At 71.8% G+C, this 22,368-nt stretch carries 21 protein-coding genes; 14 read left to right on the top strand and 7 right to left on the bottom strand.

All coding sequences use genetic code 11. The features are described from left to right. Positions 1-25: 25 nt before the first annotated feature. Positions 26-1,822 (bottom strand): AMP-dependent synthetase/ligase, encoded by a 1,797-nt coding sequence (locus ACZ4TV_RS28380; protein ID WP_468137883.1) that lies wholly within the window; start codon positions 1,820-1,822, stop codon positions 26-28. 243 nt (positions 1,823-2,065) lie between these two features. On the opposite strand from ACZ4TV_RS28380, the gene ACZ4TV_RS28375 reads away from it, so the two are divergent. The 6 genes from ACZ4TV_RS28375 to ACZ4TV_RS28350 all read left to right on the top strand — a co-directional run bounded on the left by ACZ4TV_RS28375 (position 2,066) and on the right by ACZ4TV_RS28350 (position 7,191). Beyond that, positions 2,066-2,881 carry a metallophosphoesterase family protein gene (locus ACZ4TV_RS28375; protein ID WP_468137882.1) on the top strand — a complete coding sequence of 272 codons (816 nt, stop codon included), beginning with the start codon at positions 2,066-2,068 and terminating at the stop codon, positions 2,879-2,881. Between the two features lie 136 nt (positions 2,882-3,017). Next, on the top strand, positions 3,018-3,458 hold the full coding sequence (locus tag ACZ4TV_RS28370; RefSeq protein ID WP_468137881.1) for an SRPBCC family protein: 441 nt from the start codon (positions 3,018-3,020) through the stop codon (positions 3,456-3,458). Between the two features lie 109 nt (positions 3,459-3,567). Then, positions 3,568-4,776: an ArsA family ATPase gene (locus ACZ4TV_RS28365; protein WP_468137879.1), complete on the top strand. Its 1,209-nt coding sequence runs from the start codon at positions 3,568-3,570 to the stop codon at positions 4,774-4,776. Between the two features lie 114 nt (positions 4,777-4,890). Beyond that, positions 4,891-5,355 carry a DUF5304 domain-containing protein gene (locus ACZ4TV_RS28360; protein WP_468137877.1) on the top strand — a complete coding sequence of 155 codons (465 nt, stop codon included), beginning with the start codon at positions 4,891-4,893 and terminating at the stop codon, positions 5,353-5,355. Between the two features lie 61 nt (positions 5,356-5,416). After that, complete coding sequence (locus tag ACZ4TV_RS28355) at positions 5,417-6,358, top strand: ROK family glucokinase (RefSeq protein ID WP_468137876.1); 942 nt, start codon at positions 5,417-5,419, stop codon at positions 6,356-6,358. A 71-nt stretch (positions 6,359-6,429) separates the two neighbouring features. Further along, a complete protein-coding gene (locus ACZ4TV_RS28350) occupies positions 6,430-7,191 on the top strand; it encodes an endonuclease/exonuclease/phosphatase family protein (RefSeq protein WP_468137875.1) in 762 nt (253 codons plus the stop codon). A 202-nt stretch (positions 7,192-7,393) separates the two neighbouring features. On the opposite strand, the gene ACZ4TV_RS28345 is transcribed toward ACZ4TV_RS28350, so the two are convergent. Beyond that, positions 7,394-7,969, bottom strand: coding sequence for a hypothetical protein (locus tag ACZ4TV_RS28345; protein ID WP_468137874.1), 576 nt, complete (start codon positions 7,967-7,969; stop codon positions 7,394-7,396). Further along, positions 7,962-8,741: an alpha/beta hydrolase gene (locus tag ACZ4TV_RS28340; RefSeq protein ID WP_468137873.1), complete on the bottom strand. Its 780-nt coding sequence runs from the start codon at positions 8,739-8,741 to the stop codon at positions 7,962-7,964. The genes ACZ4TV_RS28345 and ACZ4TV_RS28340 overlap by 8 nt, the downstream gene beginning before the upstream one ends. 155 nt (positions 8,742-8,896) lie before the next feature. Between ACZ4TV_RS28340 and ACZ4TV_RS28335 the strand changes: the two genes are divergently transcribed. From ACZ4TV_RS28335 to ACZ4TV_RS28315, 5 genes are all read left to right on the top strand, one after another. Further along, positions 8,897-9,634: a lysophospholipid acyltransferase family protein gene (locus tag ACZ4TV_RS28335; RefSeq protein ID WP_468137872.1), complete on the top strand. Its 738-nt coding sequence runs from the start codon at positions 8,897-8,899 to the stop codon at positions 9,632-9,634. Positions 9,635-9,668: 34 nt separating this feature from the next. Continuing rightward, entirely contained in the window at positions 9,669-10,886 is a 1,218-nt protein-coding gene (gene macS / locus ACZ4TV_RS28330) for a MacS family sensor histidine kinase (protein WP_468137871.1), read from the top strand. Next, on the top strand, positions 10,883-11,581 hold the full coding sequence (locus ACZ4TV_RS28325; protein ID WP_468137870.1) for a response regulator: 699 nt from the start codon (positions 10,883-10,885) through the stop codon (positions 11,579-11,581). Before macS ends, ACZ4TV_RS28325 begins: the two co-directional genes overlap by 4 nt. Before the next feature lie 167 nt (positions 11,582-11,748). After that, positions 11,749-12,777 (top strand): 6-phosphofructokinase, encoded by a 1,029-nt coding sequence (locus ACZ4TV_RS28320; RefSeq protein ID WP_468137951.1) that lies wholly within the window; start codon positions 11,749-11,751, stop codon positions 12,775-12,777. Between the two features lie 103 nt (positions 12,778-12,880). Next, positions 12,881-13,876, top strand: coding sequence for a 2-hydroxyacid dehydrogenase (locus ACZ4TV_RS28315; protein ID WP_468137869.1), 996 nt, complete (start codon positions 12,881-12,883; stop codon positions 13,874-13,876). A 111-nt stretch (positions 13,877-13,987) separates the two neighbouring features. Here the strand turns inward: ACZ4TV_RS28315 and ACZ4TV_RS28310 are convergent, their stop codons facing one another. Beyond that, a complete protein-coding gene (locus ACZ4TV_RS28310; protein WP_468137867.1) occupies positions 13,988-15,850 on the bottom strand; it encodes an anthranilate synthase family protein in 1,863 nt (620 codons plus the stop codon). A 340-nt stretch (positions 15,851-16,190) separates the two neighbouring features. Here ACZ4TV_RS28310 and ACZ4TV_RS28305 point away from each other — a divergent pair, with 340 nt between their 5' ends. After that, entirely contained in the window at positions 16,191-17,546 is a 1,356-nt protein-coding gene (locus tag ACZ4TV_RS28305) for a class II 3-deoxy-7-phosphoheptulonate synthase (protein WP_468137866.1), read from the top strand. A 157-nt stretch (positions 17,547-17,703) separates the two neighbouring features. After that, entirely contained in the window at positions 17,704-17,970 is a 267-nt protein-coding gene (locus ACZ4TV_RS28300; RefSeq protein WP_468137950.1) for a (2Fe-2S)-binding protein, read from the top strand. A 63-nt stretch (positions 17,971-18,033) separates the two neighbouring features. On the opposite strand, the gene bfr is transcribed toward ACZ4TV_RS28300, so the two are convergent. Further along, a complete protein-coding gene (gene bfr, locus ACZ4TV_RS28295) occupies positions 18,034-18,510 on the bottom strand; it encodes a bacterioferritin (protein ID WP_030037303.1) in 477 nt (158 codons plus the stop codon). A gap of 173 nt (positions 18,511-18,683) precedes the next feature. On the opposite strand from bfr, the gene ACZ4TV_RS28290 reads away from it, so the two are divergent. After that, positions 18,684-19,316 carry a sulfite oxidase-like oxidoreductase gene (locus tag ACZ4TV_RS28290; RefSeq protein WP_468137865.1) on the top strand — a complete coding sequence of 211 codons (633 nt, stop codon included), beginning with the start codon at positions 18,684-18,686 and terminating at the stop codon, positions 19,314-19,316. 70 nt (positions 19,317-19,386) lie between these two features. Here the strand turns inward: ACZ4TV_RS28290 and ACZ4TV_RS28285 are convergent, their stop codons facing one another. Further along, on the bottom strand, positions 19,387-20,244 hold the full coding sequence (locus tag ACZ4TV_RS28285) for a deoxyribonuclease IV (protein WP_468137948.1): 858 nt from the start codon (positions 20,242-20,244) through the stop codon (positions 19,387-19,389). A 9-nt stretch (positions 20,245-20,253) separates the two neighbouring features. Further along, a complete protein-coding gene (gene pknB / locus ACZ4TV_RS28280; RefSeq protein WP_468137864.1) occupies positions 20,254-22,179 on the bottom strand; it encodes a Stk1 family PASTA domain-containing Ser/Thr kinase in 1,926 nt (641 codons plus the stop codon). Positions 22,180-22,368 lie beyond the last annotated feature (189 nt).

Genomic DNA, 22,368 nt, shown 5'->3' with positions numbered 1-22,368 from the left:
CCAGGGGGTCGTCTCCAGGGGGTGTCTAGCCCCGGTAGAGCGCCTCGATCTCGTCCGCGAAGTCCTTCGCCACCACGTTGCGCTTGAGCTTCAGCGACGGCGTGATGTGACCCGACTCCTCCGTGAACTGGGAGGGCAGAATGCGGAATTTCCGCACCGATTCCGCCTTGGAAACCGCCGCGTTGCCGTCGTCCACGGCCTTCTGGACGGCGGCGATCAGATCCGCGTCCTCGCGCAGCTGCGCCGCCGTCACACCGGCCGGCTTGCCGTTCTCCGCGGCCCACCGGCCGAGGAACTCCTCGTCGATGGTGACCAGCGCGGCCACGAAGGGCCGTGCGTCGCCCACCACCATGCACTCCGCGACCAGCGCGTGCGCCCGGATCCGGTCCTCGATCACGGCCGGCGCGACGTTCTTGCCGCCCGCCGTGACGATGAGTTCCTTCTTGCGTCCGGTGATCGCGAGGTAGCCGTCCTCGTCGAGGGTGCCGACGTCACCGGTGTGGAACCAGCCGTCGGTCAGCGCCTCGGCGGTCGCCGTCTCGTTCTTCCAGTACTCCTTGAAGATGTGCTCGCCGTGCAGCAGGACCTCGCCGTCGTCCGCGATGCGCACCACGGAGCCCGGCAGCGGCTGGCCGACCGTACCGATCTTCTGCTTGTCCCACGGGCTGAAGGCCGTGGCCGCGCAGGACTCCGTCAGGCCGTAGCCCTCCAGCACGGTGAAGCCGATGCCGCGGAAGAAGTGGCCCAGCCGCTCGCCCAGCGGGGCGCCGCCGGAGATCGCGTACTCGCCGCGCCCGCCGAGGACCGTGTGCAGCTTGCTGTAGACCAGCTTGGAGAACAGCTTGTGCTTGAGCCTCAGTCCGAGGGACGGGCCGCCCGGAGCGTCCAGCGCGCGGCTGTAGGCGATCGCGGTCTCGGCCGCGGCGTCGAAGATCCTGCCCTTGCCGTCGGCCTGGGCCTTGGCGCGCGCCGAGTTGTAGACCTTCTCGAAGACGCGCGGCACACCGAGGATCAGCGTGGGCCGGAAGGACTGCAGCTCGTCGGTGAGGTTCTTGATGTCCGGTACGCAGCCCAGCCGGATCGGCGCCAGTACGGCCGCCACCTCCACCAGGCGTCCGAAGACGTGCGCGGCCGGGAGGAAGAGCAGCACCGAGCACTCGCCGGTGCGGAAGAGCGGGCTGAGCCGCTCCACCACGTTGCCGCACTCGGCGAAGAAGTTGCGGTGGGTCAGCACGCAGCCCTTGGGGCGGCCGGTGGTGCCCGAGGTGTAGACGATGGTGGCCGGGTCGTCGGCGTTGGCGAGGCTGCTGCGCTCCTCGACCTCGGCGTCGGTGATCTCCGCGCCGGCGGCCTTCAGCGCGTCCAGCGCCCCCCGCTCGATCTCCCAGACCTCGCGCAGCTCCGGCAGGCTGTCGCGCAGCGAGGTCACGGCCGTGCTGTGACCGGCGTTCTCCACGACGACGGCGACGGCGCCGGAGTCGCCGAGGATCCACTGGATCTGCTCGGGCGAGCTGGTCTCGTACACGGGGACCGTGACGCCGCCCGCGCTCCAGATCGCGAAGTCGATCAGCACCCACTCGTAGCGGGTGCGGGAGATGAGGGCGACCCGGTCGCCGGGTCGGATGCCGGCCGCGATCAGACCCTTGGCCGCGGCCTCGACCTCGGCCAGGAACTCGGTCGCGGTCACGTCCTGCCACCGGCCGTCGACCTTGCGGCTCATGACGGCGGTGTCTGGATGCTGAGCGGCGTTGCGGCGGATGAGATCCGTCAGGTTCCCGTCCGACGGGACCTCGTACAGGGCCGGAAGGCTGAACTCGCGCAAGACTGCTGCTCCTCTGGGCGCCATCGCCACCATGTGGACCGACCGGACGTTACCCACCAGTAGTGGGTTCCCGATAGAGGGAACCGGCCAGATGTTCCGTGCGTCACATTCTGTACTTGCACCTGCCGGCCTTGACGTGCCGACAGTAGTCGACCGCACCGGCGACTCGGAAGTAACCGCAGGTCCGGCCACCTCTCCCACCCCCTCTATCCGCCGCCACCAGGCCCCCCTAGGGTTGGCCGCATGGGTGGCAGCATGCGGGACGGCAAGAGCGGTGCGAGCGGATCGAGCCGCACGCGGGTCCATGTCGTGAGCGACGTGCACGGCAACACCGAGGCCCTCGCCCGGGCGGGCGACGGCGCCGACGCCCTGATCTGCCTCGGCGACCTCGTCCTCTTCCTCGACTACGCCGACCACTCGCGCGGGATCTTCCCCGACCTGTTCGGCGTCGAGAGCGCCGACCGGATCGTCGCGCTGCGCACCGCGCGCCGCTACGAGGAGGCGCACGCCTTCGGACGGCAGCTGTGGGCCGGGCTGGACCGGGAGCGGCTGATCGAGGGCGCGGTGCGCCGCCAGTACGCGGAGATGTTCGCCGCCTTCCCGAGCCCCACCTACGCCACCTACGGCAATGTCGACATCCCGGGACTGTGGCCGGAGTACGCAGACCGCGACGGCCTCACCGTGCTCGACGGGCAGCGGGTGGAGATCGGCGGCCGCGTCTTCGGCTTCGTGGGCGGCGGGCTGCCCTCGCCGATGCGGACCCCCTACGAGGTGGACGTCGAGGAGTACGCCGCCAAGGTGGAGGCGCTCGGCGAGGTGGACGTCCTGTGCTCGCACATCCCGCCGGAGGTCCCCGAACTCTGCTACGACACGGTCGCGCGCCGGTTCGAACGCGGCAGCGAGGCCCTGCTGGCCGCCATCCGCCGGACCCGGCCCCGGTACGCCCTCTTCGGGCACGTGCACCAGCCGCTGGCGCGGCGCATGCGGATCGGGAGCACGGAGTGCGTGAACGTCGGGCACTTCGCGGCCACCGGCCGGCCGTGGGTCCTGGAATGGTGAGAGCCGGCCGGTCCGTGGCGGGCCCCACCGTGGTGCGGGAGGCGCTGGAGTGGCGGAGTCCGCACGCGCGGTAGCCTTCACGCGGCGGCCGGAGGCCCCACACACATCCTCGAACTCCACCGGAGGAGCGACCGCGATGGCGGAACACACCAGCTCAAGCATCACGATCGAGGCTTCGCCCAGCGACGTGATGGCCGTGATCGCCGACTTCGCCCGTTACCCCGAGTGGACCGGCGAGGTGAAGGAGGCCGAGGTGCTGGCCACCGACGCCGAGGGGCGCGCCGAGAAGGTCCGGCTGCTGCTCGACGCGGGCGCGATCAAGGACGACCACACGCTCTCGTACACCTGGAAGGGTACGGACGAGGTCAGCTGGACCCTGGACAAGTCGCAGATGCTGCGCCAGCTGGACGGCTCGTACCGGCTGACCCCGGTGGAGGGCGGCACGCGTACCGAGGTCACCTACCAGCTGACCGTGGACGTCAAGATCCCGATGCTCGGCATGATCAAGCGCAAGGCGGAGAAGGTCATCATCGACCGTGCGCTGGCGGGCCTGAAGAAGCGCGTCGAGTCCCCCTGACGGGCCCCCTGCGGGGGGCCTTTCAGCCTCGCCGGCGTTTGAGGCGCGGGGTCTGGGGCGGAGCCCCGGCAACGGCGCCGCACCCACCATCGATCCGGAGCACCGCACCATGCCGCACACCTTGCTGATCACCGGCCCCGGCGGCGCCGGGCGGACCACCGTGGCGGCGGCCACCGCCCTCGCCGCGGCCCGCCACGGACGGCAGGTGCTGCTGCTGTCCGGCGACATCGGCGACCCGCTGGCCGCGCTGCTCGGCGAGGCGCCCGGCGAGGCGCCCGGCGAGGCGCCCGGCGAGGCGCACGGCGACCCGCTCCCGCCCGGGCTGCGCGTGGCCCGCGTGGACTCCGGCGAGGAGTTCCGGAACGAGCTCGTCGCCCTGCAGGAGCGCGCGTCCGCGCTGCTCGGCACGGTCGGGGCCCGGCCGCTCGGCGCCGAGGAGCTCACCGAACTGCCCGGCGCCGAGCAGTTCGCCCTGCTGCGCGCCCTGCGACGGGCCGCCGCCGCACCCGGCATCAACCTCGTCGTCGTCGACATGCCCCCGCTCCACCAGGCCCTGGCCACCCTCGCCCTCCCCGCCCAGCTGCGCCGCTACCTCGCCCGCCTGCTCCCCGCCGAGAAGCAGGCCGCCCGCGCCCTGCGGCCCGTACTGGCCCAGCTGGCCGGCGTGCCCATGCCCGCGCAGTGGCTCTACGAGGCCGCCGCCCGCTGGGACGAGGAGCTCGCCGCCGTCCAGGCCGTCGTCGAGGCCGACACCACCGATCTGCGCCTGGTCGCCGAACCGGGCCCGGCCGCCGCCGACGCGCTCCGGCTGGGACGCCTCGGGCTCGCCCTCCAGCAGCTGCCCCTCTCCGCCGTCGTCGCCAACCGGATGCTCCCGCAGGGCTCCGCCGACCCCTGGCTCGCCGGGCTCGCCGGCCAGCAGGAGAAGTACGCCGCCGAATGGGCCGCGCAGACCCCGGTGGTCGCGCTCGCCCACCTCGGCCGCGACCCCCGCGGCCCGCAGGACCTGGAGCGGCTCGCCGCCTCGGACGGGCTCGTCCCGGCGGTGCCCGCACCCCGCCCGGCCTGGGCCGTCGAGGACCGGCTCGCCGAGGACGGGGTACTCGTCTGGGTGGTACCGCTGCCCGGCGCCCACAAGCGCGACCTCGACCTCGTACGCCGCGGGGACGAGCTGCTGCTCACGGCCGGCCCGTACCGCAGGATCGTTCCGCTCCCGCCGGCCCTGCGCCGCTGCACCGTCTCCGGCGCGGCCCTGGCCGAGGGGGAGCTGCGCATCCGCTTCACCCCGGACCCGGGACTGTGGCCCCGTACGCGCTGAACGGGCCCGTACGCGCTGAACGGGCCCGCACGCGCTGAACTCCGTACCGCCGTTCGGGTACCGTCGAAGGTAGCCCGTACCGCACGCCCAGCACCCGCCGCAGGAGAGTCCGCCATGAGCGAGGCCACCGACCGCCCCACCGACGACGACGCCTGGGCCAAGGCCTGTGCCGAGGACCTCGCCGCCGAGAAGGAGCGCCTGCGCGGACAGGGCCGGGCGGGCGCCGGGACCACCGGCACCCCCGCCGAGGAGCTGTTCAAGCTCTTCGAGGCGGTCGCCGACAAGGTCTCCGGGCTGAACAACCCGCTGTTCGGCGTCGCCGCCCAGGGAGCGGTGCGCCAGATCGTCGACCAGGCCAAAACCGCCGCCAAGCCCGTCATCGAGCGCAACCCCGAGGTCTTCGACCATCTCGCGGCCGCCGGCTCGGAGCTGCTCGCCGCCTACCGTTCGGCCGTCGAGGGCCACGAGCGCCGCTGGACGCGGGGCGAGCCCGCGGCCCCCGGGCCGACGTCCCGGGACCGCGACCCCCGTGACGACGGCCCCGACGCCGGCCCCACCGAGCGGATCGATCTCGACTGAACCTCCGGCGCCCTCGGGTACCGTTGGCCGTGGCGGGGTTTGACCGGAAACCGAGGGACTAATGGGACTCACCATCGGCGTCGACATCGGCGGCACGAAGATCGCGGCCGGCGTGGTCGACGAAGAGGGCACGATCCTTGAGACGTACAAGGTGCCCACCCCGCCGACCGCGGACGGAGTGACGGAGGCCATCTGCGCCGCCGTTTCCGAGGTCAGCAGCAACCACACCATCGAGGCCGTCGGCATCGGCGCCGCCGGTTACGTGGACGACAAGCGGGCGACGGTGCTCTTCGCGCCGAACATCAACTGGCGGCACGAGCCGCTCAAGGACAAGGTCGAGCAGCGCATCGGCCTGCCCGTCGTCGTCGAGAACGACGCGAACTGCGCGGCCTGGGGCGAGTACCGCTTCGGCGCCGGCCAGGGCCACGAGGACGTCATCTGCATCACGCTCGGCACCGGCCTGGGCGGCGGCATCATCATCGGCAACAAGCTGCGGCGCGGACGCTTCGGCGTCGCCGCCGAGTTCGGGCACATCCGGGTCGTCCCGGACGGCCTGCTCTGCGGCTGCGGCAGCCAGGGCTGCTGGGAGCAGTACGCCTCCGGCCGCGCGCTCGTCCGGTACGCGAAGCAGCGCGCCAACGCCACCCCCGAGAACGCGACGATCCTCCTCGCGCTCGGCGACGGCACCCCCGAGGGCATCGAGGGCAAGCACATCAGCCAGGCCGCCCGGCAGGGCTGCCCCGTGGCCATCGACTCCTTCCGCGAGCTGGCCCGCTGGGCCGGCGCGGGTCTGGCCGACCTGGCGTCCCTCTTCGACCCGTCGGCCTTCATCGTCGGCGGCGGGGTCTCCGACGAGGGCGACCTCGTCCTCGACCCCATCCGCAAGTCCTTCAAGCGCTGGCTCGTCGGCGGCTCCTGGCGTCCGCACGCACAGGTGCTCGCCGCGCAGCTCGGCGGCAAGGCCGGGCTCGTCGGCGCGGCGGACCTGGCCCGCCAGGGCTGAGCCCCCCTTTCCACCCGGACCGCCCGCCGCGCCCCTTGGGGGAGCGGCGGGCGGCTGCGTATGTTGCGGGCATGGACGAGTTGCTGCCTTCGCTGCCGAAGTCTCGTACGGAGCCGGACGGTTCCGCCGTGATCCGGGTACTCAGCTACAACATCCGCTCGCTGCGCGACGACGAGGAGGCGCTGGCCCGGGTCATCCGGGCGTGCGAGCCGGACCTGGTCTTCGTACAGGAGGCGCCGCGGTTCTTCCGGTGGCGCAAGCACGCGGCGAGGCTGGCCGCGAAATGCGACCTGGTGGTGCTGGGCGGGGGCGCGACGGCGGCCGGGCCGCTGCTGCTGTGCTCGCTACGGGTCTTCGTGGAGCGGACCGAGGACGTGCTGCTGCCGCGCACGCCCGGGCTGCACCGGCGGGGCTTCGCCACGGCGGTGGTCCGGATCGGGGCCGCGCGGGTCGGGGTCGTCAGCGCCCACCTGTCGCTCCAGCGGGAGGAACGCCAGGCCCAGGCGGGGCTGCTGCTGGACCGGGTCGCTTCGCTGGACGTCCCGCACGGGATCGCCGCGGGCGACGTCAACGAGGGCCCGGACGGCACGGCCTTCGGCCGGCTGGCCGAGGTCCTGCAGGACTGCTGGACGCGGGCCCCGTGGGGCGGCGAGCACACCTTCCCGGCGTCGGCGCCGGTACGCCGCGTCGACGCGGTCTTCGCGACGGCGGGGGTGGAGGTCCTGGCCTGCGGTGTCCCGGTGGGGCTGGCGGGGGTCTCGTCCACGGACCTGCGGTCGGCGACGGATCACCTGCCGGTGGTGGCGGCCCTCCGCCTGCCGGCTGCGCCGTAGCCCGACACTCCAGGCGCGGCCCCCCGGGGCTCCGCCCCGCACCCCGCGCCTCAAACGCCGGCGAGGCTAAAAGCACCGGGGCTCCGCCCCAGACCCCGCGCCTCAAACGCCGGCGAGGCTTGATCTTTCAGCCCCGCCGGCGTTTGAGGCGCGGGGTCCGGGGGCGGAGCCCCGGGGCTGGGCGCAGCCCGTTGGGTCCGGCTCAGACCACCGCGCCGCGGCCCGGGTCGTCGTCCTCGTCGTCGTCCTGCTGCATGCGTGCGACCAGCGTCGCGAAGCCGCCCAGGAAGCCGCCGATGCCCAGCGTCGTCAGCCACCACGTCATGTCCCACTGCAGGAGCACCGCGAGCAGCAGCAGCACCGGTCCGCCCACCACCGCCAGCCACGCGAACTTCGACGTCGTGTCCGCCGGCGGAAGCTCCGGCTCCGGCGGGACGAAGTGGCCCTCCTCCGCCGGAGTCAGGTCGTCGTCCTTAGGCTCCGCCAGCGAGTGGTCCCGGGGGCCCGCCATGCCCACGCCCGGGGCGAAGATCACCGAGCTGCCCAGTGCCGGTGCCGCCGGCGGCTCCGGCTCAGGCTCCGGCTCCGTCCCCCGTTCCGCCTCAGGAGGCAGCGGTTTGACGTCCTCCTCCGGCAGGAGAAGGTTCTCGATCGGCTTGAACGGCCGCGCCCCCGGCGGGTCCGGCGGCTCCTGCCCGTACCCGGCGACGATCGCCGCCCACGCCGCTTCCTCGTCCAGCGGCGGGACTCCGCCCGACTGCTCCTCGTGCTCAGCCACCGGCCTGCGCCCCCTCCCTGCCCACGCTCTCCGCCAGTCGGCCGACGAACGCATAACTGTCCGCGAAGATCCGCTCCGCGTCGTGGTCCAACGTCGCGACGTGGTAGCTGTGTTCCAGCAGGGTCTCGGTGACGTCCGTGGACGAGACCCGGGCCAGCACCCGCGCCGAGTCGACGGGCGGTACGACATGGTCCTGCGGGCTGTGCAGCAGCAGCAGCGGCTGCGTCACCTGCGGCAGGTCGGTGTCGACCAGCCGCAGGAACTTCCGCAGCGAGTGCGCGGCCCTGGTCGGGACCCGGTCGTAGCCGACCTCCTCCGAGCCCGGCTTCGCGATGTCGCTGGCGATGCCCGGCGTCGACCGGATGAAGTGCCGGGCCACGGGAAGGGCGAAGGCCAGCGGGTCGTGCACCTTGTTGGCCGGGTTCACGAGGACGATGCCGCTGATGGCGTCCCCGTGTTTGGCCGCCAGCCGCAGGGTCAGCGCGGCGCCCATCGACAACCCGAAGACGAACACCTGCTCGCACCGGTCCAGGAGTTCCCGCAGGGCGCGGTCCACCTCGGCGTACCAGTCCTGCCAGCCCGTGAGCTGCATGTCCTGCCAGCGCGTCCCGTGCCCGGGCAGCAGCGGCAGTGACACCGTCAGGCCCCGCCCGGCGAGGTACTCGGCCCACGGGCGCAGCGACTGAGGGGAACCGGTGAAGCCGTGGCAGAGGAGGACGCCGACCTCTCCGCCCTCGTGGCGGAACGGCTCGGCTCCAGGGAGGACGGGCACCAGGGTCTCCTTGATCATGATGGACGTCGGGTGGGTGCGTTGCTCTGTGTGACTTCACCGTACGCGACGGGGGTGGCACCGGCCAGGGTCGTCGGGCCGCTGCCGGGGGAGGCAGGGGATATGGTCTGATCGACAGACACAGGAAGGCTTTCGAGTTGATCTACGGCGCAATGAAGTTCTCCATCGGCGGTTCACTGAAGCTTGCGTTCAGGCCGTGGGTGGAGGGCCTCGAGAACATTCCCGCGGAGGGGCCGGCGATCCTCGCGAGCAACCACCTGTCCTTCTCCGACTCGCTGTTCCTCCCGGCCGTGCTGGACCGGAAGGTCACCTTCATCGCCAAGTCGGAGTACTTCACCTCCCCGGGCGTCAAGGGCAAGCTGACCGCGGCGTTCTTCAAGGGCGTCGGCCAGCTCCCGGTGGACCGCTCCGGCGCCCGCGGGGCCGGCGAGGCCGCCATCAGGAGCGGCATCGAGGTCATCGAGCGCGGGGAGCTGTTCGGTATTTACCCCGAGGGCACGCGTTCACCCGACGGGCGCCTCTACCGCGGCAAGCCCGGCGGCCTGGCCCGGGTGGCGCTGGCCACCGGCGCGCCCGTGATCCCCGTGGCGATGATCGACACGGAGAAGATCCAGCCGCCCGGCAAGGTGATTCCCAAGCTGATGCGCCCGGGCATCCGGATCGGCAAGCCGCTGGACTTCAGCCGCTACCACGGCATGGACAACGACCGCTTCATCCTGCGCTCGGTGACCGACGAGGTCATGTACGAGATCATGAAGCTCTCCGGCCAGGAGTACGTCGACATCTACGCGACGGCGGCCAAGCGCCAGATCGCCGATGCCGAGAAGGCGGCCAAGGCCGCCAAGGCCGAGAAGGGCGACGGAAAGCCGGAGTAGCGGCGGGCGGTACCGCCCGCAGGGGGTGGGGGAGATGGCGAAACGCGAACGCGTCGTACGCATGTCGGTCGAGCAGCCGCTCTGGCGTGCCCTGACGGTGTACCGGCTGCTGACCATGGTTTACGCGGTGCTGCTGTTCGCCGCCGCGTACAAGAAGTTCCCGCACCCCGGGGTCGCGGCCGGCTACCTCGCCTGCCTCGCCGTCTGGACCCTCGCCACCTCCCGGAAGGTGGCGAACGCCGCCAGCTGTACCAGGGGCTTCCTCGTCGCCGACCTCACCGTCGCGATCGTCGGCATCGCGCTCACGCCGATCGCCGACACCCAGGAGCGGATCGCCGCGGGCGGTCCCACCCTCCCCACCATCTGGACCGCGGGCGCGGTCCTCGGCTTCGCCATCAAGGGCGGCTGGCGCTGGGCCTGCTTCGCCTCCACCTTCGTGGCCGCGGCCAACATCCTGATCCACGGCGGCCAGCCCACCCGGGACACCCTGCACAACGTCCTGCTCGTCTGGGTCGCCTCGGTGGCCATCGGCTACGTCGTCGAGGTCGCCCGGGCCAGCGAGGCCACCCTCGCCCGCGCCCTGGAGATCGAGGCCGCCACCCGCGAGCGCGAGCGCCTCGCCCGCGACATCCACGACGGGGTCCTCCAGGTCCTCGCCATGGTCCAGCGGCGCGGCACCGAACTGGGCGGCGAGGCCGAGGAGCTCGGCCGGATGGCGGGGGAGCAGGAGGTGGCGCTGCGCACGCTGGTCTCCAGCGGGCTGGTGCAGCCCTCCCGGGTCTCCCGCGACGAGTGGCGCGGCGCGCTCGTGGACACGTACGAGGTGGAGGAACCGGGCGCCGACGAGGGCGAGCTGGATCTGCGGACGCTCCTCGCCCCGCACGCCGGGTCCCGGGTGAGCTTCGCCGAGCCGGGCACCCCGGTGCCGCTGCCGGTACCCGCCGCGAAGGAGCTGGCAGCGGCGGTCGGCGCCGCCCTCGACAACGTGCGCAAGCACGCCGGGGAAGGGGCCAGGGCGTGGATCCTGGTGGAGGACTGGGGCGACGAGGTGATCGTGACCGTCCGCGACGACGGTCCCGGCATCCCGGCGGGCCGGCTCGACCAGGCGGAGGGCGAGGGCCGGATGGGGGTGGCCCTGTCCATCCGCGGCCGGCTGCGTGACCTCGGCGGGAGCGCCGATCTGGTGTCCGTCCCCGGGCAGGGCACCGAAGTGGAATTGAAGGTACCCAGGGACAGGGCGGACAAGAGATGAGCGAGCGCACCGAAGTGAACCAGCCGCACCAGCTGTACGAGATCAAGGTGATGGTCGTCGACGACCACCCGATGTGGCGGGACGCGGTCGCCCGCGACCTGGCCGCCGCGGGCTTCGACGTGGTGGCCACCGCCGGCGACGGCCCCGAGGCGGTGCGCCGGGCCCGCGCCGTCACCCCCGACGTCCTGGTCCTCGACCTGAACCTGCCCGGCATGCCGGGGGTGCAGGTCTGCAAGGAGCTGGTCGGCGCCAACCCGGCGCTGCGGGTCCTGGTCCTGTCGGCCAGCGGCGAGCACGCGGACGTCCTGGAGGCGGTGAAGTCCGGCGCGACCGGCTACCTGCTGAAGTCCGCCGGCGCCCAGGAGCTGATCGACGCGGTCCGCCGCACCTCGGTCGGCGACCCGGTCTTCACCCCGGGCCTGGCCGGGCTGGTGCTCGGCGAGTACCGGCGCCTGGCCACCGACCCGGTGCCGACCGCCTCCGACGAGCCGAAGGCGCCGCAGCTGACCGACCGGGAGACCGAGGTACTGCGGCTGGTGGCCAAGGGACTCTCGTACAAGCAGATCGCGGAACGGCTGGTCATCTCCCACCGCACCGTGCAGAACCACGTCCAGAACACCCTCGGCAAGCTGCAGTTGCACAACCGCGTGGAGCTCGTCCGGTACGCGATAGAGCGCGGCCTGGACGACGCCTAGGCCCTGTCCGGGCCGCCGCGCCCGCCGGGCGTCGATCGTACTTACGACTTCGTCCGAGTGAACGGGCGTACGCAACGCCCCGCGATTCCACCGGAATTGCCTTCTCCAGGAGCCTTGCTGTGACCTGGGTCACCACTAGCGTGACCGTCATGGCGAAGGAGGATTCCATGAAGGTCGGAGTGCTGACCGGCGGCGGCGACTGCCCCGGGCTCAACGCGGTGATCAGGGCCGTCGTCCGCAAGGGCGAGCAGGAGTACGGCTGCGGGTTCATCGGATTCAAGGACGGCTGGCGGGGCGCGGTCGAGGGGAGGACGGTCCCGCTCGACATCCCCGCGGTCCGCGGCATCCTGCCCCGGGGCGGCACCATCCTCGGCTCCTCGCGCACCAACCCGTTCAAGACGGAGAACGGGGTGCGGGACATCAAGGAGAACCTCGCCAAGTACGAGGTGGACGCGCTCATCGCGATCGGCGGCGAGGACACCCTCGGGGTCGCCGCCAGACTGTACGAGGAGTACGGCATCCCCTGCGTCGGCGTGCCGAAGACCATCGACAACGACCTGTCCGCCACGGACTACACCTTCGGCTTCGACACCGCCGTCGGCATCGCGACCGAGGCCATCGACCGGCTGCACACCACGGCCGAGTCCCACATGCGGGTCTTGGTCGTCGAGGTCATGGGCCGGCACGCCGGCTGGATCGCCCTGCACTCGGGGCTCGCCGGCGGCGCCAACGTCATCCTCATCCCGGAACAGCGCTTCGACGTGGACCAGGTGTGCGCCTGGGTGACCTCCCGGTTCAAGGCGAGCTACGCGCCGATCGTCGTGGTCGCCGAGGGTGCCATGCCCAAGGACGGGGACATGGTGCTGAAGGACGCCACCAAGGACTCCTTCGGTCACGTCCGGCTGTCCGGCGTGGGCGAGTGGCTGGCGAAGGAGATCGAGGCGCGGACCGGCAAGGAGGCCCGCACGACGGTGCTCGGGCACATCCAGCGGGGCGGCACGCCGAGCGCCTTCGACCGCTGGCTGGCGACCCGGTTCGGGCTGCACGCGATCGACGCGGTGCACGACGGGGACTTCGGCACGATGGTCGCGCTCAAGGGGACGGACATCGTCCGGGTGCCGATCGCGGAGGCGACGTCGAAGCTGAAGACGGTGGATCCCGCGCTCTACAAGGAGGTCGGGGTCTTCTTCGGCTGAGCGGCGACGCGTCACCATGGGTCGTATCGTGACGAACGACCCATGGTGACGAGTGGTCCGAGTGGTCCGAGTGGTCCGAGTGGTTCGAGGTACGGGAGCACGCGTGGAGATCCTGGCATTCGGTGTGACCGCCGACGAGAGGCCGCTCCTGGAGCAGGCCTTCGCCGGGCAGCAGCACGAAGTCCGCTGCCTCGACGTCTTCCTGAGCGAGGACACCGCGCCCATCGCGGCCGGATACGAGATCGTCTCCTCCAGCGTGAACGCCGACCTGAACGGCCGGGTGCTACGGGCCCTCGCGGAGGGCGGGACGAAGCTGATCGCCCAGCGCTCCACCGGCTTCAACAACATCGACCTGGACGTGGCCGGGCGGCTGGGCATGACCGTCAGCCGGGTCTCGTACTACTCGCCCTACTCGGTGGCCGAATTCGCGTGGACCCTCGCGATGGCGGTGAACCGGCGGATCGTCCGGGCCTCGAACCGGACCCGGGACTTCGACTTCCGGCTGAACGGGCTGATGGGCCGGGACCTGCGCGGCCGCACGGTGGGCGTGCTCGGCACCGGCAAGATCGGGGAGGCGTTCACCCGCATCGCGCACGGCTTCGGGATGAACCTGCTTGGCTGGGACGTGGCGCGGAACCCGGCGTGCGCGGAGCTCGGCATGAAGTACGTGGACAAGGACGAGCTGCTCGCGTCCTCGGACCTGATCAGCCTGCACGTGCCGCTGCTGGAGTCCACCCACCACGTCATCGACGCGGCCGCGCTGCGGCTGATGCGGGACGACGCGATCCTGGTGAACTCCAGCCGCGGCGGGCTGATCGACACGGACGCGCTGGTGGCGGAGCTCCGGGCGGGCCGCTTCACGGGCGTCGGCCTCGACGTGTACGAGGCGGAGGCCGGTGTCTTCTTCCTGGACAAGTCCCTGGAGGCGGTGGAGGACGACACCCTGGCCCGGCTGGTGACCTTCCCGAACGTGGTGGTGACCTCGCACCAGGCGTATTACACGAGTGACGCGGTGGGTCAGATCATCGACACGACGGTCCAGAACGTGGCCGACTTCTTGGCGGGCCGCCGCTCCGAAAACACGCTTGTCCCTTCCTGACGCCGGACCCGGTCCTCAAACGCCGGACGGGCTGAAGGATTCAGCCTCGCCGGCGTTTGAGGCGCGGGGTCTGGGGCGGAGCCCCAGTTTTCGGGGGGCCCGCGCAGCGGATCAGGCCGGGGCCATGACCCCCGTCAGGAGCTCGCGCAGCAGCTCCGCGCCGCGGAGGGTCAGGACCGACTCCGGGTGGAACTGGACCCCCGCGAAGCCGCCCGCGGCCGAGCGGATGGCATGGACCTCGCCCGTGGCCGGGTCACGCGAGACCTCCACCCCCGCAGGCTCGGCGCCGGCCTCGCACCGCGCGGTGTACGTGTTGTAGAAGCCGACCACCTCCTCCACCCCGAACAGGTCGATCCGGGTCTGCGCCCCCTGCGCCGGTTCCGCCTTGCGGACCAGCGGGAGCCCCAGCTCGGCCGCCAGCAGCTCGTGGCCCAGGCAGACCCCGAGCAGCCCGCCCCGGTGAGAGGCCAGCAGATCCGCGGCCAGCCCGCGCAGCGTCCGCATCTTGGGGCCGGCCGCGTCCGCCGGGTTCCCCGGGCCGGGGCCCAGCACGATCGGGCCCTCCCACGCCAGGGCCGCCGCCCGCAGCCCCGGATCGTCGTAGCGGCGTACGGTCACCTCCAGCCCGGCCACCCGCAACACGTGGGCCAGCATCGCGGTGAAGGTGTCCTCGCCGTCCACCACCAGCGCGTGGCCGGCCGGTGCGGCCGGCTGCTCCTGCATGCGCAGCCAGAAGGGGGCCAGGTCCGCCCGCCGGGCCGCCAGGGCCGCCCGAACCCGGGGATCGTCCGCCAGCCGCGCCCCCTCGAAGGCCGGGCGGGGCGCCGCCGCCCGCACACCCAGCGCCGCCAGCACCCCGGCGGCCTTGGCGTGGGTCTCCGCCACCTCGCCCGCCGGGTCGGAGTGCCGTACGAGGGTGGCGCCGACGGGCACCCGCAGCACCCCGTCCCCGTCGATGTCGGCGGTGCGGATCAGGATGGGCGAGTCGAGGGTCTGAGCGCCCGCGGAGTCCAGGCCCAGCAGGGCCAGCGCCCCCGCGTAATAGCCGCGGCCGCCGGCCTCGTACCGCTCGATCACCCGGCAGGCGTTCTGTACCGGCGAGCCGGTGACCGTCGCCGCGAACATGGTTTCCCGCAGCACCTCCCGCACGTCCAGCGAGGAGCGCCCGCGCAGCTCGTACTCGGTGTGCGCGAGGTGGGACATCTCCTTCAGCCGCGGTCCGACGACCACCCCGCCCATGTCGCCGACGGTGCACATCATCTTGAGCTCCTCGTCGACCACCATCGACAGCTCCTCCGTCTCCTTGCGGTCGCCGAGGAAGGAGAGCAGGGAGTCCACGGTGGGACCGCCCGCGGGATAGCGGTACGTCCCGCTGATCGGGTTCATCACGACCGTTCCCCCGGACATCCGCACGTGGACCTCGGGGCTGGCCCCGACCAGGGTGCGGTCCCCGGTGTGGACGACGTACGTCCAGTACGCGCCCCGCTCGCCCGCCAGCAGCCGCCGGAACAGGGCCAGGGCGTCCGCCCGGCGGAAACCGTCGATCCGGCCCTCGTAGGTGCGCCGGATGACGAAGTTGGCGCCCTCGCCGCGGCCGATCTCGTCCTCGATCACCCGCTCGACCGTGGCCGCGTACTCCTCGTCGGGCACATCGAAGCCGCCTCCGTCGACCCGTACGGCGTGCGCGGGCAGCGCGGCCAGCGCCTCGGAGAGGGGGATCTCGTACGCCTCCTCGGCGACCAGCACGCTCAGTGGCGTGCCGTCGTCGCGTACGTCGAATCCGCGCTCCCGGATCTGCCGGAAGGGGACCAGGGCGAGGGTGGGCAGCTCCCGGACGGGCAGGTCGGCGAGGCGCCCGGCCTCGTGGACCGGGCCGAGCAGCACCTCGACGGTGTCGTGGTCGCGGCCGGGGGTCCGCCGGCGCAGCAGGGCGAACGGCGGGCAGGAGTCGTCGAGCAGTCGGCTGAGATTCATTCGGAGCGGCGTCCTTCCGGTGGGAGGAGCGGCCCGCGTCCGCGGTGTCGTGGTCACCGCATGCGGAAGGCCGCCCCTCGGGGCGGCCTTCGCGTCGTGCGTGTCGTCAGGTACGCGCGAGAAGTGGGCCGCCGGGAGCGGGCCACCACCAGTTCTGGTTCGAGTGCGCGTACATGTGCGGCACCCTAACCCAGACCGGCCTCCTGTCGCTGTATCCGTCTCACGGCGTGGGCTGAACCATGGATTCCGTTCTCTGCGGGCGCCCCGGCCTTCGAGGCGGCCCGTCTCACGTAGTGGGCGTCGGACTGGACGGGACGTGTGACGCCGTAATGTGTACGAGGTGACCGTGAACGCTGAAACCCACGCCCTCGCCGCAAAGGCGACCTGGCGAGACCTTCCCGCGGCGCAGCAGCCTTCGTACCCCGATGCCGAGGCTCTGCGCGCTGTCGTCGCGGACCTCGAGTCGTATCCTCCGCTCGTTTTCGCGGGTGAGTGCGACCAGCTGCGTGCCCGTCTGGGAGCCGTCGCCAAGGGCGAGGCGTTCCTGCTCCAGGGCGGCGACTGCGCCGAGGCCTTCGACGGTGTGTCCGCCGACCACATCCGAGCCAAGCTGAAGACGCTGCTCCAGATGAGCGCCGTCCTGACGTACGCGGCCTCCGTGCCCGTCGTCAAGGTCGGCCGCATCGCGGGCCAGTACTCCAAGCCGCGCTCCAAGGACACCGAGACCCGCGACGGCGTCACCCTGCCGACCTACCGCGGCGACTCCGTCAACGGCTTCGCCTTCACCGAAGAGGCCCGGATCCCGGACCCCGAGCGGCTGAAGCGCATGTACAACGCGTCCGCCTCCACGCTCAACCTGGTGCGCGCCTTCACCACCGGCGGCTACGCCGACCTGCGCCAGGTCCACGCCTGGAACCAGGACTTCGTGAAGTCCTCCCCGTCCGGACAGCGGTACGAGCAGCTGGCCCGGGAGATCGACAACGCGCTGAACTTCATGAAGGCGTGCGGCACCGACCCGGCCGAGTTCAAGGCCGTCGAGTTCTACGCCTCCCACGAGGCGCTGCTGCTCGACTACGAGGGCGCGCTGACGCGCACCGACTCGCGCACCGGCAAGCTGTACGACACCTCCGGCCACATGGTCTGGATCGGTGAGCGCACCCGCCAGCTGGACCACGCGCACATCGAGTTCTGCTCGCAGATCGCCAACCCGATCGGCATCAAGCTCGGCCCCACCACCACGGTGGACGAGGCGCTGACGTACATCGACCGACTGGACCCCGAGCGCGAGCCGGGCCGGCTGACCTTCGTCGTCCGCATGGGCGCCGACAAGGTCCGCGACAAGCTCCCCGAGCTGGTCGACAAGGTCACCGCCTCCGGCGCGATCGTCGGCTGGGTCACCGACCCGATGCACGGCAACACCTTCGAGGCGGCCTCCGGCCACAAGACGCGCCGTTTCGACGACGTGCTCGACGAGGTCAAGGGCTTCTTCGAGGTCCACAAGGAGCTCGGCACCCACCCGGGCGGCATCCACGTCGAGCTCACCGGTGACGACGTCACCGAGTGCGTGGGCGGCGGCGACGAGATCTTCGTCGACGACCTGCACCAGCGCTACGAGACGGCCTGCGACCCGCGGCTCAACCGCAGCCAGTCCCTGGACCTGGCGTTCCTGGTCGCCGAGATGTACCGCGACCAGTAGGGATCAGTCAGTACCTTCGTACAGCGATGGGGCGCGGATCGATGTGATCCGCGCCCCATCGTCGTATCCAGGTCTTTTAGGTGACCCTAACTTTGGGTACGGTTAGGTAAGCCTCACCGAATCGGGGATGGCTCGCCGAACCACTCCGCCCAGGGAGGTGAACCGCGTGTACGTCTGCTCTTGCTTCGGCATCACCGACAAGCAGGTCAAGGAGCACGCGGCAGCCGGGGCCTGCACCCCGCGCCAGATCGCCTCGGCCACCAAGGCCGGCACCGACTGCGGCTCCTGCGTGCGCACCATCCAGGGCATCCTCGGCCGTGGGGCGTGCCCGCGCCGGGAGCTGCTGGAGAAGGGTGACGCGGTGGCCGTGCTCGCCGCCGATCCGCAGCCGGCGCGCTCGCCCGAGTTGGCGGAAGTGGCCTAGACCCAGCCACCCAGCCAGCCAGGGCATGGTACGCCCGGGCCGGGTCGGGTCGAGCCGGTCGGGCTAGCTCGGCTGCTCGATCAGCTGCGCGATGTAGAGCGCCTCACCCAGGGACTCGATGAGCTCCAGCTGGGTGTCGAGGTAGTCGATGTGGTGCTCCTCGTCCTCCAGGATCTCCTCGAAGAGGCGGGCCGAGGTGATGTCGCCCTTGCCGCGCATGACCTCGATGCCGCGCTTGAGCCGGTCGATGGCCTCGACCTCGACCTGGCGGTCCGCCTGGAACATCTCCGTGATCGTCTGCCCGACGCGTACGTGGAAGAGGCGCTGGTAGTTCGGCAGACCGTCGAGCATCAGGATGCGCTCGGTGATCTTGTCCGCGTGCTTCATCTCATCGATGGACTCTTCACGCGTGTACTTGGCGAGCTTGGTCCAGCCCTTGTTGTCCTGGATGCGGTAGTGCAGCCAGTACTGGTTGATGGCCGTCAGCTCACCGGTCAGCTGCTCGTTCAGAAACTCAAGGACCTCGGGGTCGCCCTGCATCGCAGAGGCTCCTTCCAGGCAATGTCAGCTATGTGACGGGGCAGTTGCGCGCATCCTTGCACCGCCGCCGGAGGCCGTCCAGTAAGTGCCTCCTTAGTGTGAGTTGCCGTGACTTGCCCGAATCGGTTCAGAGCTGGTCATGACCACCCCGCCCAGTCTGTCACCATGGAGTCATGGGTCAGCCGGAAAGCCGGGAATCTCCGGAAGCAGAGCAGCTGGAGCTTCCACCGGGGCAGCGGCTGCAGAGGGGCTGGCCGGTCACCCATTACGGGCCCGTACCCAAGTTCAAGCCGGACCGCTGGGAGTTCCGCGTCTTCGGCGCGACGGCCGACGGTGAGAAGCACTGCTGGAACCACGAGGAGTTCACGGCCCTGCCGTTCGAGTCCGTCGTGGCGGACCTGCACTGCGTCACGAAGTTCAGCATGCAGGGCGCCGAATGGGGCGGTGTGCTCGCCCGTGAGGTGCTGGCCCTGGCACCGCCCGCGCCGCAGGTCACGCACGTGATGGTGTGGGCCGAGTACGGCTTCAGCTCCAATCTGCGACTGGCCGACTTCGCCTCCGAGCGGACCGTCTTCGCCACCCACCAGGGCGGTGAGCTGCTCACCGCGGAGCACGGTTTCCCGGTGCGGCTCGTGGTTCCGCACCTGTACGCCTGGAAGGGCCCCAAGTGGGTCCGCGGCGTCGAGTACATGACCGCCGACCGCCGGGGCTTCTGGGAGGAGCGCGGCTACCACAACATCGGCGATCCCTGGCGCGAGCAGCGCTACTCCTACCAGGAGGAGCCCGGCGAGGGCCCCGAGCTGTAAGGGGCGCGGCCGGGCGTCACCCGGACGGGCGTCGTCACCCGGACGGGCGTCGTCACCGGGACGGGCGTCGTCACCGCGGGCCGCGCAGCTCCTTCAGCAGCGCCACGTCCGCCGCATGCCCTTCCTTGCCGCCCGGCGTCTCGATGATCAGCGGTACGCCTTCCATCGCGGGGTGCGTGAACAGCTCGGCGAAGGCCTCCCGGCCGATGTGGCCCTGGCCGATGTTGGCGTGCCGGTCCTTGTGGGCGCCGGCGCCCTCCTTGGAATCGTTCGCGTGGACCAGCTTCAGCCGGCCCTCGCCCACGGTCTCCACCAGCAGGTCCAGCGTCAGCTTCGTCCCGCCCGGCTCCGCCAGATCGTGACCGGCCGCGAAGACGTGGCAGGTGTCCAGGCAGATCCCCAGCTTCGGGTGGTGGTCGAGCGCCTCGAAGTACGGGCCGAAGTCCCACGTGCGCGAGCACAGCGAGGAGCCCTGCCCGGCCGTCGACTCCAGCAGCAGGAAGGGGTCGTCCTCGTGAGTCAGCTCGTCCAGCAGCGGCAGCACGTGCTCCCTGACCTGCGCGTACGCCGCCTCGCGCGGGCGGCCTCCGGTCGCCGATCCGGTGTGGACGACCACCCCGAGCGCGCCGATCTGCCGGGCGCGGCGCAGCGAGTGGCGCAGGGACTCCACCGACTTCTCCACGGTGGCCTCGGTGTGCGAGCCGAAGTTGATCAGATACGGCGCGTGCACGTAGGCCGGGATGGACGCGGCCGCGCACTGCGCCCGGAAGAGTTCGTCCTGCGCCGGATTGCCGAGCGGGGTGGCCCAGCCGCGCGGATTGGCGGCGAAGACCTGCACGGCCTCGGCGCCCATCTCGCGGGCGTAGGTCAGGCCGACCGAAGCGAGACCGCCGGCGACGGGGACGTGCCCGCCCACTGGATTGCGTATCACTGCGGCCTACAGTCCCTTGGTCCTGATGGTGATCGTGCTGCCCTCGGGGGCGTTCTGCCCGGCCGGTACCGACTGGGCGTCGACGGTGTTGCTGAAGGAGATCAGGGGCCGGTCCACCTTCACCTTGAAGCCAGCGGCTTCCAGGGCCTTGCGGGCCGCGTCCACTTCCTGGCCCGTCACGTTCGGGACCGGGAGCTGGCGGGGGCCCTTGGACACGGTCAGCGTGATCGTGTCGCCGGCCGCGGCCTGGGTGCCGGCGCCGATCGACTGGTTGGCGACGGTCCCGGCCGGAGCGGGCGAGTTGACCTGCTCGGGGGCCGTGTCGACCTTGAGGCCCAGGGCCTCCAGGCTGGCCTTCGCCTGGTCGACGGGGATCCCGGCCACGCTCGGGACGGGCACCGGGCGGCCCTTGCTGACGACGAGCGAGACCGCCGTGTCGGGCGCCCGCTTCTCGCCGCCCACCGGGTCGGTGCTGATCACCGAGCCCTGCGCGATGTCCTGGCTGAAGGCCTGGGTGACGATCCCCGGGGCCAGCCCGGCCTTCGTCAGCTCGGCCTTGGCCTCCTCCAGCGGCCTGCCCTTCAGGTTGGGCACGGCCACGACCTCGGGGCCGCGGGAGATCGTGAGGGTCACCGCGCCGTTGCCGCGGATCCGCCGCCCGCCCGGGGGATCGGTGTTCATCACCGTCCCGCGCTCGAAGGCGTCGCTGAACTTCCGCTCGACCCCCTTCACGCCGAGCCCGGCCGCGGAGAGCTGGGACTTGGCCTGCTCCTCGGTCTTGCCGAGCAGGTTGGGGACCTTGGTGAACTGGCCGGAGTTGATGTACCAGACCCCGGCGCCGAGCCCCAGGGCGAGCAGCACGCCGGCGATGACGAGCAGCATGCCGCGGCGGGGCCGCCCGGCGGCGGCCGGCCGGTGCGCGGTCGGAGCGGGCGGCGGGGGCGGCATTTCCAGGCGGGAGGTGTGCTCCACGGGGTGCTGCGCGGGCTGCGGGACGGCCACCGGGCGCGGGATCACGCCGGTGCGGTCCTCGGCGGACGAGCGCTCCTCGGCGCGCGCCTGCGGCGGTACGGCGTCCAGCTCGGCGTCGCTGAGCAGGGCGCGGGCCTCGCGGGTGAGGCCGAGCAGGGCGGCGGCGTCGTAGGGGCGCAGCTCGGGGTTGCGGGCGGTGGCGTGCAGGGCCAGCTCGTCGAGCCCGGCGGGCAGCCCGGGGACCGCGGCGGAGGGGGGCGGGACGTCCTCGTGGAGGTGCTGGTAGAGCACCTGAGCGGGGGTGCCGCCGAGGTGGGGCTTGGAGCCGGTGAGCATCTCGTAGAGGACGACACCGCAGGCGTAGACGTCCACACGGGTGTCGGCGACGCCGTTCTCGATCTGCTCGGGGGCCAGGTAGGAGACCGTGCCGAGGACGGAGCCGGTGGTGTTGGTGACCGAGTCGACGGACCGGACCAGCCCGAAGTCCGCGACCTTGACCCGGCCGTCGTCGCCGATCAGGACGTTCTCGGGCTTCATGTCGCGGTGGACGAAACCGGCCCGGTGGGCGGCCCCGAGGGCGGCGAGGACCGGTTCGAGGATGTCGAGGGCGGCCCGGGGCTGGAGCGCGCCGCGTTCGCGGAGCACGTCGCGCAGGGTGCAGCCGGAGACGTACTCCATGGCGAGGTAGACGTACGGCCCGTCCGTGCCCTGGTCGAAGACGGCGACGACGTTGGGGTGGGCGAGCCGGGCCACGGACTTCGCCTCGCGGATGAACCGGTCGACGAAGGCGGCGTCCCCGGCGAGGGCCGGGTGCATCACCTTGAGCGCGAGGACGCGGTCGAGGCGGGTGTCGACGGCCCGGTAGACCGTGGCCATGCCGCCGGCCGCGATACGGGCGTCGATGCGGTAGCGGCCGTCGAGCACGCGCCCGACGAGGGGGTCATCCAGGGTCGTATCCACCCGGCGATTCTATTGGCGCGGCGCGGCACCCCGGCCCCGGTGGGTCGGCCTTGCAGCCCAGCTGTGACGTGGGTGGGGCGGTACGGGGTCCCGGGCGTGCGGGACTTTTACCCCCTCGACCCCCCGCTCCTGGCCGGTGGTTGCCCACCCGCCCCCTCGGGGGCGGGGTGGGGCGGGCCCGTCCCGCGG

The sequence above is a fragment of the Streptomyces sp. NPDC028910 genome (genome assembly GCF_055564955.1).
The sequence above is the reverse complement of the archived record's forward strand: the minus strand, read 5'-3'. Positions and strand labels throughout refer to the sequence as shown.

Bases quoted from the DNA above. Each gene is read 5' to 3' on its own strand.
- ACZ4TV_RS28375 (WP_468137882.1), top strand. From the start codon at position 2,066: ATGGGTGGCAGCATGCGGGACGGCAAGAGCGGTGCGAGCGGATCGAGC.
- ACZ4TV_RS28370 (WP_468137881.1), top strand. From the start codon at position 3,018: ATGGCGGAACACACCAGCTCAAGCATCACGATCGAGGCTTCGCCCAGC.
- ACZ4TV_RS28365 (WP_468137879.1), top strand. From the start codon at position 3,568: ATGCCGCACACCTTGCTGATCACCGGCCCCGGCGGCGCCGGGCGGACC.
- ACZ4TV_RS28360 (WP_468137877.1), top strand. From the start codon at position 4,891: ATGAGCGAGGCCACCGACCGCCCCACCGACGACGACGCCTGGGCCAAG.
- ACZ4TV_RS28355 (WP_468137876.1), top strand. From the start codon at position 5,417: ATGGGACTCACCATCGGCGTCGACATCGGCGGCACGAAGATCGCGGCC.
- ACZ4TV_RS28350 (WP_468137875.1), top strand. From the start codon at position 6,430: ATGGACGAGTTGCTGCCTTCGCTGCCGAAGTCTCGTACGGAGCCGGAC.
- macS (WP_468137871.1), top strand. From the start codon at position 9,669: ATGGCGAAACGCGAACGCGTCGTACGCATGTCGGTCGAGCAGCCGCTC.
- ACZ4TV_RS28325 (WP_468137870.1), top strand. From the start codon at position 10,883: ATGAGCGAGCGCACCGAAGTGAACCAGCCGCACCAGCTGTACGAGATC.
- ACZ4TV_RS28320 (WP_468137951.1), top strand. From the start codon at position 11,749: ATGAAGGTCGGAGTGCTGACCGGCGGCGGCGACTGCCCCGGGCTCAAC.
- ACZ4TV_RS28310 (WP_468137867.1), bottom strand. From the start codon at position 15,850: ATGAATCTCAGCCGACTGCTCGACGACTCCTGCCCGCCGTTCGCCCTG.
- bfr (WP_030037303.1), bottom strand. From the start codon at position 18,510: ATGCAGGGCGACCCCGAGGTCCTTGAGTTTCTGAACGAGCAGCTGACC.
- ACZ4TV_RS28290 (WP_468137865.1), top strand. From the start codon at position 18,684: ATGGGTCAGCCGGAAAGCCGGGAATCTCCGGAAGCAGAGCAGCTGGAG.